General features: G+C 65.6%; 11 protein-coding genes. 7 read left to right on the forward strand and 4 right to left on the reverse strand.

Annotated elements, in window-relative coordinates; genetic code table 11:
* The first annotated feature begins 43 nt into the window (after positions 1–43).
* From thiC to pta, 3 genes are all read left to right on the forward strand, one after another.
* Positions 44–1,996 carry a phosphomethylpyrimidine synthase ThiC gene (gene thiC / locus C9F12_RS17115; RefSeq protein WP_108449663.1) on the forward strand — a complete coding sequence of 651 codons (1,953 nt, stop codon included), beginning with the start codon at positions 44–46 and terminating at the stop codon, positions 1,994–1,996.
* Between the two features lie 284 nt (positions 1,997–2,280).
* Positions 2,281–3,495, forward strand: coding sequence for an acetate kinase (locus C9F12_RS17120; protein ID WP_108449664.1), 1,215 nt, complete (start codon positions 2,281–2,283; stop codon positions 3,493–3,495).
* On the forward strand, positions 3,492–5,654 hold the full coding sequence (pta, locus tag C9F12_RS17125) for a phosphate acetyltransferase (RefSeq protein ID WP_108449665.1): 2,163 nt from the start codon (positions 3,492–3,494) through the stop codon (positions 5,652–5,654). Before C9F12_RS17120 ends, pta begins: the two co-directional genes overlap by 4 nt.
* A 109-nt stretch (positions 5,655–5,763) precedes the next feature.
* Here pta and C9F12_RS17130 read toward each other — a convergent pair whose 3' ends face one another.
* Both C9F12_RS17130 and C9F12_RS17135 read right to left on the reverse strand, forming a co-directional pair.
* Positions 5,764–6,813, reverse strand: a complete 1,050-nt coding sequence (locus tag C9F12_RS17130) for a putative sulfate exporter family transporter (protein ID WP_083970279.1) — start codon at positions 6,811–6,813, stop codon at positions 5,764–5,766.
* Between the two features lie 183 nt (positions 6,814–6,996).
* Complete coding sequence (locus tag C9F12_RS17135) at positions 6,997–8,628, reverse strand: choline dehydrogenase (protein ID WP_045991951.1); 1,632 nt, start codon at positions 8,626–8,628, stop codon at positions 6,997–6,999.
* 225 nt (positions 8,629–8,853) lie between these two features.
* On the opposite strand from C9F12_RS17135, the gene dctP reads away from it, so the two are divergent.
* From dctP to C9F12_RS17155, 4 genes are all read left to right on the forward strand, one after another.
* Positions 8,854–10,086 carry a TRAP transporter substrate-binding protein DctP gene (gene dctP, locus C9F12_RS17140; RefSeq protein ID WP_197037057.1) on the forward strand — a complete coding sequence of 411 codons (1,233 nt, stop codon included), beginning with the start codon at positions 8,854–8,856 and terminating at the stop codon, positions 10,084–10,086.
* Positions 10,086–10,673, forward strand: a complete 588-nt coding sequence (locus C9F12_RS17145; RefSeq protein WP_108131568.1) for a TRAP transporter small permease — start codon at positions 10,086–10,088, stop codon at positions 10,671–10,673. The genes dctP and C9F12_RS17145 overlap by 1 nt, the downstream gene beginning before the upstream one ends.
* A 10-nt stretch (positions 10,674–10,683) precedes the next feature.
* Positions 10,684–11,961, forward strand: a complete 1,278-nt coding sequence (locus C9F12_RS17150; RefSeq protein ID WP_045991950.1) for a TRAP transporter large permease — start codon at positions 10,684–10,686, stop codon at positions 11,959–11,961.
* 95 nt (positions 11,962–12,056) lie between these two features.
* Positions 12,057–12,830, forward strand: coding sequence for an IclR family transcriptional regulator (locus tag C9F12_RS17155; RefSeq protein ID WP_108449666.1), 774 nt, complete (start codon positions 12,057–12,059; stop codon positions 12,828–12,830).
* 107 nt (positions 12,831–12,937) lie between these two features.
* Here the strand turns inward: C9F12_RS17155 and C9F12_RS17160 are convergent, their stop codons facing one another.
* Together C9F12_RS17160 and C9F12_RS17165 are read right to left on the reverse strand one after the other, a co-directional pair.
* Positions 12,938–13,420, reverse strand: a complete 483-nt coding sequence (locus tag C9F12_RS17160; RefSeq protein WP_162816514.1) for a universal stress protein — start codon at positions 13,418–13,420, stop codon at positions 12,938–12,940.
* Positions 13,421–13,503: 83 nt separating this feature from the next.
* The gene (locus C9F12_RS17165; RefSeq protein WP_108449668.1) at positions 13,504–14,844 is read right to left on the reverse strand and encodes a TRAP transporter large permease; all 1,341 of its coding nucleotides are present in this window, start codon (positions 14,842–14,844) and stop codon (positions 13,504–13,506) included.
* Between the last annotated feature and the right edge of the window lie 2 nt (positions 14,845–14,846).

The raw sequence follows: 14,846 nt of genomic DNA on the forward strand, positions 1-14,846 counted from the left end.
CCACAACAACGACAGCACCCAGTGCCGTGAGAAGGACAAGCCAATGCCGCTCGATCAACCCGTTTCCTCAAACAAACCCCGCCATAGTGCGCACTTCCTGGCCGAGACCGCCCAGGTCGACCAGGCCGCGGTTACGCCCCTGCCGGGTTCGCGCAAGGTCTATGTAAAGGGCTCCCGCGACGACCTGCGGGTGCCGTTTCGCGAGATTTCGCTGTCAGCGACCCGCACCTCCGGGGCCGACGAAGCCAACCCGCCGCTGCTGGTCTACGATACCTCCGGCCCCTACACCGATCCCCAGGTCGAGGTCGACCTGCGTCGCGGGCTTGCCGAGTTGCGCCGGCCCTGGATCGAGGAGCGCGACGACACCGAATGGCTCGATGGACCGACCTCGGACTACGGTCGCCGGCGTGCCAACGACCCGACACTCGCCCCGCTGCGTTTCGAATTGACCCGAACGCCGCGCCGCGCACGTCGTGGCGCCGATGGCCGCGCCGGCAATGTGACCCAGCTGCACTATGCCCGGCGCGGCATCATCACCCCGGAGATGGAGTTCATCGCCATCCGTGAGAACCAGCGTCGACAGGCCCTGGCCGATGGCTATCGAGGCAGCGACGAAGTCGAGCGCATCCTCGGCCACCAGCACCCCGGGCAGGGCTTCGGCGCCCGTCTGCCAGAGGAGATCACCCCCGAGTTCGTGCGCCAGGAAGTCGCCGCCGGGCGCGCCATCATCCCCGCCAACATCAACCACCCGGAAGCCGAGCCGATGATCATCGGGCGCAACTTCCTGGTGAAGATCAATGGCAATCTGGGCAACTCGGCGGTGACCTCCTCCATCGAGCAAGAGGTCGAGAAGATGACCTGGGGCATCCGCTGGGGCGCCGATACCATCATGGATCTGTCCACTGGCCAGAACATCCACGAAACCCGCGAGTGGATCATCCGCAACTCGCCGGTACCGATCGGCACGGTGCCGCTCTATCAGGCGCTGGAGAAGGTCAAGGGCGTGGCCGAGGACCTCACCTGGGAGGTGTTCCGCGACACCCTGATCGAGCAGGCCGAACAGGGCGTGGACTACTTCACCATCCACGCAGGCGTGCTGCTGCGCTACGTGCCGCTGACCGCCAACCGGGTCACCGGCATCGTCTCCCGCGGTGGCTCGATCATGGCCAAGTGGTGCCTTTACCATCACCAGGAAAGCTTCCTCTACACCCACTTCGAGGAAATCTGCGAGATCTGCAAGCAGTACGACGTGGCCTTCTCGCTGGGCGATGGCCTGCGCCCGGGCTCGGTGGCCGACGCCAACGACGAGGCCCAGATGGCGGAGCTCAAGACCCTGGGTGAGCTGACCCATATCTCCTGGAAGCACGACGTCCAGGTGATGATCGAAGGCCCCGGCCACGTGCCCATGCACCTGGTCAAGGAGAACATGGACAAGCAGCTCGAGTACTGCGACGAGGCGCCCTTCTATACCCTTGGGCCACTGGTGACCGATATCGCCCCGGGCTACGACCACATCACCTCGGGCATCGGAGCGGCGATGATCGGCTGGTACGGCTGCGCCATGCTGTGCTACGTCACCCCCAAGGAGCACCTGGGCCTGCCCGACAAGGACGACGTCAAGACCGGCATCATCACCTACAAGATTGCCGCCCACGCCGCCGACCTGGCCAAGGGGCATCCCGGCGCCCAGCGCCGCGACAACGCCCTGTCCAAGGCGCGTTTCGAGTTCCGCTGGGAGGACCAGTTCAACCTGGGCCTGGACCCCGACACCGCCCGCGCCTATCACGACGAGACGCTGCCCAAGGACTCCGCCAAGGTGGCCCACTTCTGCTCCATGTGCGGCCCCAAGTTCTGTTCCATGAAGATCAGCCAGGAGGTCCGCGACTACGCCCGCGACAACGGCCTGGAGGGTGACGGCGACGCCGTCATGGCCGGCATGGAGGAGCGCGCCCGGGTCTTCCGTGAACAGGGTGCGGAGCTCTACAAGGAGGTCTGAACAAGGAGGTCTGAGACAAGCCACTCCCCGGCGCATCCCCGGGCAGCGTTCGACTGCTCGGGGATGCACGTCTTGTACGCCCGGTTCCAGTTCTGCCGCACAAAGTTAGACAAAAGTCTAACCCGAAGATTCATGCACTTGACGCTCATCACGGCTTCGTCGGATCCACCAGCAAAGCCGTTCGACTACCTCCCCAGGCCAGTTATTCGCGCCCCGGGGCGGTGCTAGATTCGCCGCCATCCCACGCATTCTCGCCTCACCAAGGCGTCTTTTCTGGAGATGGCATGAAAGCCCCGATTCTGGTGATCAACTGCGGCTCCTCTTCGATCAAGTTCGCGCTGATCGATCAGGCCCCCGACGCTCCCCGACTGTCCGGTATCGCCGAGCGCCTGGGTAGCCACGAGGCTCGCCTCAAGCTTGTAGACGAACACGGCAGCACCCGCGAGGTCTCGCTTCCCCGTGCGACCCACGCCCTGGCGCTCAAGACCATCCTCGAGCACCTTGAAGTCCACCGGCCCATCGGTATCGGCCACCGGGTGGTACACGGCGGCGAGCGCTTCACCGCCGCTACCCTGCTCGACGACGCCGTGGTGCGCACCATTCGCCAGACCATCAGCCTGGCTCCCTTGCACAATCCGGCCAACCTCGACGGTATCGTCGCCACGCGCCGGCTGTTCGAGGATCTGCCTCAGGTGGCGGTGTTCGATACCGCGTTCCACCAGACCCTGCCGCCCCACGCCTACCGCTACGCCATCCCCGAAGAGCTCTACAGCCGACACGGCATCCGTCGCTACGGCTTCCACGGCTCGAGCCATGCCTACGTGACCGGCCGCCTGACAGAAGTCAGCGCCCGTGGTGAAGACGGCTGGCTGATCGCTCACCTGGGCAATGGCTGCTCCGCCACCGCGGTGTGGGCCGGCAGAAGCCTGGACACCAGCATGGGCATGACCCCGCTGGAGGGCCTGGTGATGGGTACCCGCAGCGGCGACGTCGACCCCGGCCTGCACCTGCACCTGGCGCGCCAGCTGGGCATGTCGCTGGAGGGCATCGATCAGTTGCTCAACCAGAAGAGCGGACTGCTGGGGCTGTCCGAGCTGACCAATGACATGCGTGAGCTCGAACAGGCCGCCAGTGAAGGTCACGCCGGCGCGAGCCTGGCCATCGAAGTCTTCTGCTACCGCCTGGCCAAGTCCCTGGCGGGCCTGGCCTGTGCCTTGCCCCGGATCGACGGCATCGCCTTCACCGGCGGCATCGGCGAAAACTCTGCCATGGTGCGCGCCCGGACCCTGGGCCACCTGGAGTCCCTCGGTGTGCGCCTGGATGCTGACGCCAACGAGAGCCTCGGGCGTGGCGAGGAAGGCCAGATCCACGACCGAGGCGCCAGCTCGGCGCCGGAGATCCGCGTCATCCCCACCGACGAAGAAGGCTATATCGCCAGCCAGACCCGGGAATTGATCGCGAGCCTGACGTCCACGCCAACGCTCGAGGAGGTTCTGTGAGCACCCAGTCCCGCACGCTGCTGCTGATCCCCATCGACGACGGCGTCGCCCTCACCTCCGCCGGCCTCGGCCTGCTTCGTGCGCTGGATACGCTGGGGCTGGACGCGGGTTTTCTGCAGCCCTTCAGCCAGTCCGAAGGTGGCGAGCAGGCAAGTGACAACGACGAACGCGCCCGCTCACTGGTGGCCAGCACCCTTGGCATAGGTTCGCCGCGTCCGATCTCGCGCCAGACACTGGAGCAGTATCTCGGCCGCGACGATCGCGATGGTCTGCTGGAACTCGCCGTGGAGCGCCACGCCCGCGTCGCCCGCCCTGCCACCGGCAAGGCACCGGCGCTGATCGTGGTGGAGGGCGTTCGTCCACTGCCGCGAAACGCCTACGCCTTCGACCTCAACGTGCGCCTGGCCAGTGCCCTCGACGCTCAGGTGGTACTGGTCGCCGATGGCCAGATCGCCGATCCCCAGGAGCTGGCCAAGCAGTTGCAGTTCCATCGCCAGAGCATCGACGCGGTGGGTTCGGTGCGTACCCTGGGTGCCGTGCTGATGCGACTGCCGGGGGACGGCGACGGCTCGGCCATCGACCAGACCCTGGCCTCGGTCAGCGAGGTCGAGGCCCGCGCCCACCGCCAGCACTGGCAGCAGCAGCTCGCCAGCGGCGCCGATCTGACCCTGCCGGTGGTCGCGGCGGTGCCCTACCGGGCCTCCCTGACCGCACCGCGAGTGGTAGACGTGGCCCGCGCCCTCGATGCCAGGATCCTGCACCACGGCGAGGCCGATCGCCGCCGCGTCGCCCACTCGACGCTGGGGGCCCGCAGCGCCGAGCACCTGCTCTACGCCCAGCGTCCCGGCGAGCTGATCGTGTCCCCCGGGGACCGCGACGACACCCTGCTGGCGGCGGCCCTGGCCACCATGAATGGCGTGCCCCTGGCAGGTCTCTTGCTGACCCACGGCGAGTCACCCAGCCAGCAGCTGATCGACGTCTGTCGCCCGGCGCTGGCCTCGGGGCTACCGGTCCTCTCGGTGGACACCGACAGCTACGCCACCGTGGCCCGGCTCACCGAGATGTCCGGCGGCATTCCGGTCGATGATCACGAGCGCGCCGAGGCCATCTGCGCCTTCGTCGCCGATCACCTGGATCGTGACTGGCTGCTGGCACTAATTCACGACGACGCCCAGCGCCGCCTGTCACCGGCAGCCTTCCGCCATCAACTGGTCAGCATGGCCCAGCACAAGCGTCGGCGTATCGTGCTGCCCGAAGGCGACGAGCCGCGCACCCTGGAAGCGGCCATCCTGTGCCAGCGTCGCGGTATCGCCAACTGCGTGCTGCTGGGCAAGCGTCGCGCCATCCTGGAGGTGGCCAAGGCGCGAGGTCTGGAGCTGCCCGACGATCTGCAGATCCTCGACCCGGACGCCGAGCGTGGCCGCTTTATCGCGCCCATGGTCGAGCGCCGACGTGGCAAGCTGACCCCACTGACCGCCGAGGCCCAGCTTCATGACTGCGTGGTGCTGGGTACCATGATGCTCGCCGAAGGCGAGGTGGATGGCCTGGTCTCCGGCGCCGTGCACACCACCGCCAACACCGTGCGCCCGGCCTTTCAGCTGATCAAGACCGCCCCCGGCTACGGCCAGGTGTCGTCGGTGTTCTTCATGCTGCTGCCCGACCAGGTGGTGGTCTACGGTGACTGCGCGGTCAACCCCGACCCCGACGCCGAGGCGCTGGCCGAGATCGCCCTGCAGAGCGCCACCAGCGCCGAGGCCTTCGGCATCGAGCCGCGGGTCGCCATGATCAGCTACTCCACCGGCGAGTCCGGCAGCGGCGCCGACGTCGACAAGGTCCGCGAGGCCACCCGCATCGCCAGGGAACGGGCCCCGCACCTGGCCATCGATGGCCCGCTGCAGTATGACGCTGCGGCCATCGCCAGCGTGGCCCGGCAGAAGGCACCGGAGTCACCGGTGGCCGGCCGCGCCACGGTGTTCGTGTTCCCGGATCTGAATACCGGCAACACCACCTACAAGGCGGTCCAGCGCAGCGCTCGGGTAGTCAGCATCGGCCCCATGCTTCAGGGCCTCAACAAGCCGGTCAACGACCTGTCCCGGGGCGCCCTGGTCGAGGACATCGTCTATACGATTGCGCTGACCGCGATCCAGGCCGGTCAGTAACGACCAGAACAGCGCCACAGACCGTGAGAAACGCCGAGGCCCCGGAGAACCGGGGCCTCGGTGTTTGTGTGGGCTTTGCGTTGCTTTCTAACTCGCCCGGGACCGCTCGCTACCACTCGGCGATGCCGGTATACAGGCACACCAGCACCAGCCCAAGCAGGAAGACGGTCTCGGCGACCATCAGGATGACGGGCTTCCAGCCGACCACGGCGAGCTTCTGGAAGGAGGTCTTGATACCGAGTGCGGCGATGGCGGTGACCAGGCACCAGCGCGACAGGTCGGTCATGCCCTCGACCATCACCTGGGGGATCACGCCAAGACTGTTGATCAGCACCAGCGCCACGAAGGCCACCAGGAAGCTCGGGAACATCGGCACCTTGCCGCCTTCACCGCCACGGGCGCGGCGAAACAGCAGCATGAACACCATCACCGCCGGCACCAGCATGGCGACCCGCAACAGCTTGACGAAGGTAGAGATGTCGCCGGTCTCGTCGGAAATCATGTAGCCGGCACCGACCACCTGGGCAACGTCATGGATGGTGCCACCAAGAAAGATGCCGGCCTGGGTGTCGGTCAGTTCCAGCGCGCCGACCAGCAGCGGGTAGAGCACCATGGCGGCGGTGGACAGCGTCGTCACCCCGACCACGGTCAGGATGGTATTGCGCTCGGCGATCTCGTTGCGCGGCATCGCCGCAGACAGTGCCAGCGCCGCCGAGGCGCCGCAGATCGCCACCGACCCGCCGGTCAGCAGCCCCAGGTCATTTTTCAGCCCCAGCAGTCGCGCCAGCACGCTTCCCGCCAGAATGGTCAGCACCACCCCGGCGACCACCGTCACCACCGGGCCGATCCCGAGTTCCGCCACCTGCTCCAGGGTGATGCGTACACCCAGCAGGGCAACACCCAGCCTGAGGATGGTGCGGGCGGCAAACTCCACCCCCACCAGGCAAGGGCCCTGCTCGCTGAGAAAGTGCAGGGTCATGCCGAACAGCAGTGCGTAGAGCAGGGTCGGGCCACCGTAGTGATCGGCGATAAAGGTGGTGGCCAGGGCAATGGTGATGCAGATCAGCACCCCCGGCATGCGCTCCCGGGCGGGCTCCAGATGGCGACGCCACCCGGTCACGGGCGTCTCGGGCTTGGCGTGTGTCGTTGGCTGGGACATGGGCGTCCTCTCGTTTATTCGTTGTTCGCGTATCAGGGGTCGCGCTCAGCGGGTCAGCCGATGACGCGCTATTGATTTGATCCTGGCCCAGCCCGCTACCGCGACGTTAGGGCCAGAGCGCGGCCTCGAGTAAGGCCAGGCCCCGATGGCATCGATCCGCTGTCGAGGTTCCAGCGCTGCACGTCAGGCGACGCGCGCCTGGGCACGGCGATCGGCCTTGATCATGTCCGCCGCGCGTTCGGCGATCATGATGGTCGGGGCGTTGGTGTTGCCCGAGACGATGATCGGCATGATCGAGGCGTCCACCACCCTCAGTCCTTCGAGGCCGTGCACCCGCAGTCGGTCATCGACCACCGCCAGGTCGTCGTGGCCCATCTTGCAGGTGCCCGCCGGGTGGTAGATGGTCTGACTGTAGCGCCGGGCGGCCTCGAGCAATTGCTCGTCGCTCTGATACTCCCGCCCCGGCACGTATTCATCGGTGATCACCTCGGCAAGCGGTGCCTGCTCGGCGATGCGTCGCGCCACCTTGATGGCGTCCACCGCCACGCGACAGTCTTCTTCGGTGCTCAGGTAGTTGGGCTGGATCGAGGGATAGACGGCGGGGTCGGCGCTGGTGATGCGAATACGCCCCCGGCTGGTCGGACGCAACTGGCACACCGAGGAGGTGAAGGCCGAGAACGGATGCACCCCTTCGGCCGGCTTGTCCGCCGACAGCGGCTGCATATGGAACTGGATATCCGGGCGATCCAGGCCCTCCCGCGACTGGGTGAAGATGCACACCTGACTGGCCGCCAGGGTCAGCGGTCCGGTGCGGGTCAGGGCGTACTGGGTGCCTACCGCCAGCTTTCTCAGCGGATGACGCACCTCGTCGTTGAGGGTGCGACAGGAGGTCTTGAACACCAGCCGGATCTGCAGATGGTCCTGCAGGTTCTCGCCGACGCCTGGTAGTGCATGACGGCAGTCGACGCCGACCTCGGCCAGGTGGTCGGGGTCCCCGATGCCGGAGCACTGCAGGATCTGCGGCGAGCCGATGGCGCCGCTGGACAGCAGCACCTCGAGCCTGGCGCTTGCCCGATGGGTGCTCTGCCCCTGGCGGTACTCGACCCCGACCACGCGCTTGCCCTCCAGCAGCAGCCGCTGACAGTGGGCTCGCTTGACCAGGGTGAGATTGGGGCGCTTGAGCGCCGGACGCAGAAACGCCTTGGCGGTCGAGCAGCGAAAGCCCTTGTAGGAGGTCTGCTGGAAGTAGCCCACGCCTTCTTGCCTGGCCCCGTTGACGTCGCGGTTCTCGGGAATCCCCGAGGCCTTGGCCGCCTCGATGAAGCGTTCGGCGATCTCGCGGCGCAGGCGCAGATCCGAGACCTTCAAGGGCCCGTCGGCGCCGTGGTAGTCATCGGCGCCCCGCTCCTGGCACTCCGACTTCTTGAAGTAGGGCAGCACCGAGTCGTAGTCCCAGCCGTCGTTGCCCAGCTGCGCCCAATCGTCGTAGTCCTCGCGCTGACCGCGAATGTACAGAAGCCCATTGAGCGAGCTTGACCCTCCCAGCACCTTGCCTCTGGGCCACTGCAGCCGGCGACCGTCGATGCCCTCGTCGGGATCGGTGAGGTAGCACCAGTCGGTGGCCGGATTGTGCATGGTCTTGAAGTAGCCCACGGGCACGTGGATCCACGGATTCCAGTCGGACCCGCCGGCCTCGAGCAGCAGTACCGACACCTCGGGGTCCTCGCTCAGGCGGTTGGCCAGCACGCAGCCGGCGGAGCCCGCCCCCACGATGATGTAGTCGAAAGCCTCTGGCGGTGGTGTTGTGGTTGTCATGTCGCTCACTCAATCGAGACGTTTTGTCTCAATTTATGCTAGACAGTTTTCTCAAAAGATCAATATTGAGACAAAAAAAATCATTTTTATTGATCTATTCCCGAGAGACTTCTAAGGTGTGGTCAAGGCCCTTTATCGGGCCCGGTGCCAGGCGACGATCGCCAAGCGCGAACGCCCCGGCACTCCCCTGCATCCCTACACCAAACACAAGACTGGGAGCCTTCCATGAGTTCACGCCTCTTCTCATCAGACGTGTCGCGCCGCGACTTCCTGAATATCTCGGGTCGCTTCGGCATGACCTCCACGCTGCTGGCCGCCAGTGGTCTGGGCGCTGGCCTCACCGCTTCGAGCCTGGCCCGAGCCGCCGACGCCGAGCAGCAACGCCGCTATCAGACCGAACCCAAGTTCCAGCTGCGCTTTGGCGCCTCGGGCTTCAACGAGCGCAATCTCGATATCCAGAAGTCCGGGCAGCTGTTCTTCGCCCGTGACGTCGAGGAGCGCACCAACGGCGCCATCCGCGTCGAGTTCATGGGCTCCAACGAGGTCTGCAACCAGCTCGATTGCGTCAGCAAGGCCCAGCAGGGCATCGTCGACATCTTCTCGGCCTCGACCCAGAATTCCGCCGGCGGCGCGCCCTACCTGAACGTGCTGGACTTCGCCTACATGTTCCCGAGCGTCGCCTCGATGTTTCACTTCTTCTACGACCCTCGCAGCGAGGCCCTGCTGCGCGAGCCGATGCGCCAGCGCCACAACCTGCAGTTCCTGTTCACCCACTGCGACCTGCGCGGGCTGATGATGGGCCAGAGCTGGGCCGACAAGCCGCTAGTAGACAGCCTCGAGGTGCTGCAGGGCACCAAGAACCGCGTCACCGGCACCCAGCTTGGCCGCATCGCCATGGAACAGCTTGGCCTCAACCCGGTCCCGGTGGCCTGGGAAGAGACCCTGGACGGCCTGCGTCAGGGCCTGCTGGACGGCGCCGAGACCTGGATGAGCGCGGTGGCTTACGCCGGCATGGCGCCGGTGGTGTCCCAGGCGGTCGACCTGCGCTTCTTCGCCGGTACCGAGCACACCGCCATGAACCTGTCGAAGTTCGAGGCGCTGGATGCCGAGCTGCAGGATCAGGTGATGGAGTCGGCCTACGCCGCCCAGATCTTCACCCAGGGCATGAACGAGGCCGGCCGCTACCAGATCGTCGGAGCCACCGAACACCCCGCCGCCGGCACCGTGTTCGCCGAGAACAACGTGCGGGTGGCCCCGCTATCCGACGAGATCCGTGCCCAGGCCGAGCAGCTGTGCGCCCCCGAGTTCAACCCAGAGCCCTGGGAGCAGTGGCGCGAGCGGCTCAATGCCTGGGCCGGCGACGTCGACATCTACAAGGAAATCCACACCATCGCCCGGGAGATCCCGCGTGAGATGGCGGCGGTCAACGTGGCGCCGAAGCGCTGGTGGAGGGCGTAATGACCGATCACAAGGCCACCGCGGCCCAGGCGACGTCGAACGACGTCGCCGATCGGCCGACTCCCGCCTGGCTCTCGCCACTCAAGTGGCTCGACGCCAATCTTGAGAAGGTGATCATCCTGGTCTCCTACAGCGGCATGGCGGGCATCATCTTCGTCGAGGTCATCCGCCGCTTCTTCTTCAGCCTGCAGGCGCCCTGGAGCACCAGCATTCCGGTGCTGCTGTTCCTGTGGCTGACCTGGTTCGGCGCCTCGCTCAACGTCAAGCAGCGTACCCACCTGTCGCTCAACGAGATTCGCATGCGCCTGCCCTACGCCGGTCAGTTCGCCTGCCAGGTACTCGACGCCGTGCTGTGGATCGGCTTCGGCGCCCTGGTCATCCACTTCACCATCGCCCAGGTGGAACTGGCGCACATGAACTTCGCCATCGTGCCGGGCACCGACAACGTGATGCAGTGGTGGTTCTACCTGGCCACGCCGCTGGCCTGGGCGCTGATCATCTTCCGGGTACTGCAGAACCTGGCCAGCGACATCGCACGCTTCCGGCGCCGCGAGCCGTTCAACCTGCAACCGTCCATCATGGACTAGGAGAGACGTCATGACCGACGGCATGCTTATCGGCCTGGTCACCGCGGGCTGCACCACCATCTTTCTGCTGGGGGTACCGATCTTCCTGGTGATCGGCCTGTGGGTGGTCGGCACCAGCCTGATCATCGACTTCACCCTGGCCAATATCGGGGTCACCCTGTTCCAGGGCCTGAGCTTCTTCGGCCTGCTGGCCCTGCCGCTGTTCATCCTGACCGGCGACTTGATCAACGCCGCCGGCATCGCCAAGCGACTGTCCGACTTCGCCTACTCGGTGCTGGGCTGGCTGCGTGGCGGCATGGGCATGGCCACCCTCGGCGCCTGCGGCCTGTTCGCGGCGATCTCCGGATCCAACGCCGGCACCACCGCCACCATCGGCTCGATCATGCAGCCGGAGATGGTCAAGAACGGCTACGACGAGCGCTTTTCCGCCGCCACCGCCGCCTCCGGCGGTACCGTCGGCATCATCATCCCGCCGTCGATCATCTTTATCGTCTACGGCTTCATGATGAACCTGTCGATCAGCGACCTGTTCATCGCCGGCATGATCCCCGGGGCGATGATGGTGTTCGGCATGATGGCGGCCTGTCACCTGGTGGCGCGACGTCACGGCTGGGGCACCCTGATTCCGTTCAAGGCCGGTGAAAGCGCGCGCTTCGCCAGGCGCGCCTATCTCGGCTTCGCCACCATCGGGGTGGTGATCTACGGCATCTATTCGGGCAAGTTCTCGCCCACCGAGGCCGCCGCCATCACCGTGGGCTTCACCCTGATTGCGGGGCTACTGATCACCCGCGAGATTCGCTTCACCGCGCTGCCCTCGATCATGCTGCGCTCGGGCCAGATCGCCGGCATGCTGGCGCCGTTGATCGCGATCTCGGTGGTGATGCAGCAACTGCTGTCGGTGCTCGGCGCGGGCCAGGCGCTGCAGGACCTGCTCAGCGGTCTGGGCAACTACTACGTGATCCTGGGGGCCTGCATGCTGATGATCCTGCTGGCCGGGATGATCCTCGAGAGCCTGCCGGTGACCATCATCCTGGCACCGATCCTTGCGCCCATCGCCCAGAACGCCGGGGTCGACCCGATCCACTTCGCGGTGATCTTCCTGGTCGGCGCCGCCATCGGCTTCGTCACCCCGCCCTTCGGCCTCAACCTCTACGTGGCCTCGAGCATCACCGGGATCCCCTACCTGCGCCTGGTGAAGTTCGTCATCCCCTACTTCATCGCGCTGATCAGTTGCTGGATCGCCATCTCGATGTGGCCGGCGCTGTCACTGATGCTGGTGAACCTGTAACACCGGCAGGCAAGCAGGAGCACGCGGCAAGCCTCACCGGGCTTGCCGCGTTATCATGAGTGCCTGCCACCATTTTCCGTCGTCAAGGATCGCGTATGTCTACAGCAAGCACTCGGACCACGACCAATTCGACGCTGCAACGAGGCTTGGTACTGCTGGAAACCATCGCCACCTCGATCCACGGCGTCAGCGCCTCGGACCTGGAGCGTCAGCTCGACATTCCCAAGCCCACCCTGCATCGCCTGCTCAAGCAACTCGAGGAGCAGGATCTGATCGTGCGCGACGTGGAAGGACGGCATCTACTTCCCGGCGAACGACTGCACCGCATGGCCATGGGCGTGCTCGCCAACGAGAGCCTCAAGGCGCCGCGCCGTATGCTGCTCAAGCGCCTGGCCGAAGAGGTCAACGAAACCTGCAACCTGACCCTGCTGGAAGGTCACGAGGTGCTCTACTACGAACGGGTGGAGACCAACTGGCCGGTACGCATACAGCTGCCGCCGGGCTCGCGTCTTCCGCTGCACTGCACCGCCAGCGGCAAGATGTTTCTGGCGCTGATGGGGCCGGCCCAACGCCGCCAGCTGCTCAAGCACCTGCCGCTGGAGGCCTATACCCCCTACACCGCCACCGAGGCAGATGACCTGGAGCGACGCCTGGCGGACATCGCCGAAAAGGAGCTGAGCACCGACGACGAGGAGTTCATCCAGGGCATGGTGGCCATCGCCGTGCCGGTGTACGACCAGACCGGGCGCATCCAGGCGACGCTGGCGATCCACGCGCCCCGGCTGCGCCACAGCATCGACTCGCTGATGGAGTGGGCACCCTTGATGCGGCGTATCGCAGGGCAGCTGCAGGATACCTTCGACCACTGAGCATACGAACGCATGAACGCACGAACGCACGAACGCATTGCCAAGGTACGCTGACTGACCGATCGGGTCAGGACACGCTCGGCCAGCCAGACTGACGTTCTTCGTGGCTACATCGGTGGCACCACCACCACCGGCACACTGGCACGCTTGATCACGCCCTTGGTCACCCGGCCTGCATAGGACGAGGCGAAGCCGCGCTTGTTGGTGGCTACAATGATCATGCCGCAGTCATGGCGCACCGCATAGCGGGTGATCTCCGACGCCGGGTAACCCTCCAGCACCGACTTGGCGGTAACGATCTCACGCCCAGGAAGGCAACTTTCGTTTTCTTTCCAGAACGATTCAACAAATTCGTCGAGACGTTCACGCGCCAGACGCAGGCGCTGCTCCATCAGGTCATCCAGGGTGGCACGTTCACCGATGTTGGCCTTGAGGGTATGCATGACGTCGTCGGACAGCGACTTGACCGCGTGCAGCACGTGAACCTCGGCCCCGGTGGCCTGGGCCAGCGTCAGGGTGTGGGCAAGCACCTGGCGGCAATCGTCCTTCAGCCCCAGGCAACAGAGAAGACGCGAGATCGAAACAGGCATGGCGTGACTCCTTGGCGAGAGGCCGGGTCGCCGCGACATGCGGAGACACCCGGCCTTTTTTTCGGTGCGCTGATGGTGCGCAATCAATACCCCAGCATACGGGGTAGCCACAGCGATATTTCCGGAAAGTATGCAATAACGAACAGCGCGAACACCGAGCTTGCGGCAAACGGCAGCGCCTTGACCGATATCTCCTCGATGGAGGCGCCGCCGATGCCCGAGGCCACGAACAGGTTCTCCCCCAGGGGCGGCGTCTGGAAACCGATGGCCAGGGCACAGACGACGACGATACCGACGTGCACCGGGTCCATGCCCAGCATGTACATGATCGGCAGCAATACCGGCGTCAGGATCATGATAGCCGCCAGGGTTTCCATGAACATGCCGACAAAAAGCAGAAATGCGATAACCATGGCCCAGATCAAGTACAGGTTATCGGTCAGTCCCAGCATGCCCTCGGCGATCACCGCCGGCACCCGCTGTTCGACCAGCAAGCGGCCGAATACCGTGGCGGTGAACAGGATCAACAGCACCCGTCCGGTGATCCAGGTGGTGGTCTCCAGAGTCTTGAGCGTAGGCTTCCACTTGAGCTCGCGGTGCAGGAAGATGCCGACGATCAGGGTGTAGGCGATGGCCACGATGGCCGACTCGGTGGGCGTGAACAGACCGCTGTAGATACCGCCGAGGATGATCAGCGGCGCCAGGATCGACCACACGCCACGCTTCAGACTCCTGGCGATGGTGTCCCAGGACCAGCTGTCGCTCAGCCCGCTGTAGCCGCGCCGGCGCGAGATGATGTAGTTGACGGTCAACAGGCAGCCAGCGATCACCATGCCGGGCAGGATGCCGGCGATGAACAGCTTCGGAATCGACAGCGTCTGGAAGGCGCCGTGAGCGGCCACGGCCTCCGCCGGTGGCTGCAGCCCCATCCCCGAGATACCAAAGATGACCATGGGAATGGACGGCGGTATCACCACGCCGAGGCCACCGGAGGACGCCGTGATGGCAGAGCCATAGCCGCGATCATAGCCGCGGTTGGCCATGGCCGGGATCATCAGCATGCCCACCGCCGCGGTGGTGGCGGGCCCTGAGCCTGAAATCGCGCCGAAGAACATGCAGGCGAACACCGTGGCGGCGGCGAGACCGCCGGTCACCGGCCCGGCGAAGGCCTCGGCGATATCCACCAGGCGTCGCGAGATGCCGGCGGCTTCCATCAAGGCCCCGGCGAGGATAAAGGCCGGCAGCGCCATCAGCGGAAAGGACCCCACCGAGGTGAAGGCGATCTGCACGAAGGCCATGGGGTTCTCCCCCAGCGACAGATAGGTGGCAAGCGCGGCCACCCCCAGCGACACCGTGATCGGCGCGCCCAGCACCAGCAGCAGAAAGAATACGCCGAACAGCACGTAGATGATGGTCGTCTCCATGG

The sequence above is a fragment of the Halomonas sp. BN3-1 genome (assembly GCF_003056325.1).
GTDB classification, from domain to species: Bacteria; Pseudomonadota; Gammaproteobacteria; order Pseudomonadales; family Halomonadaceae; genus Halomonas; species Halomonas litopenaei.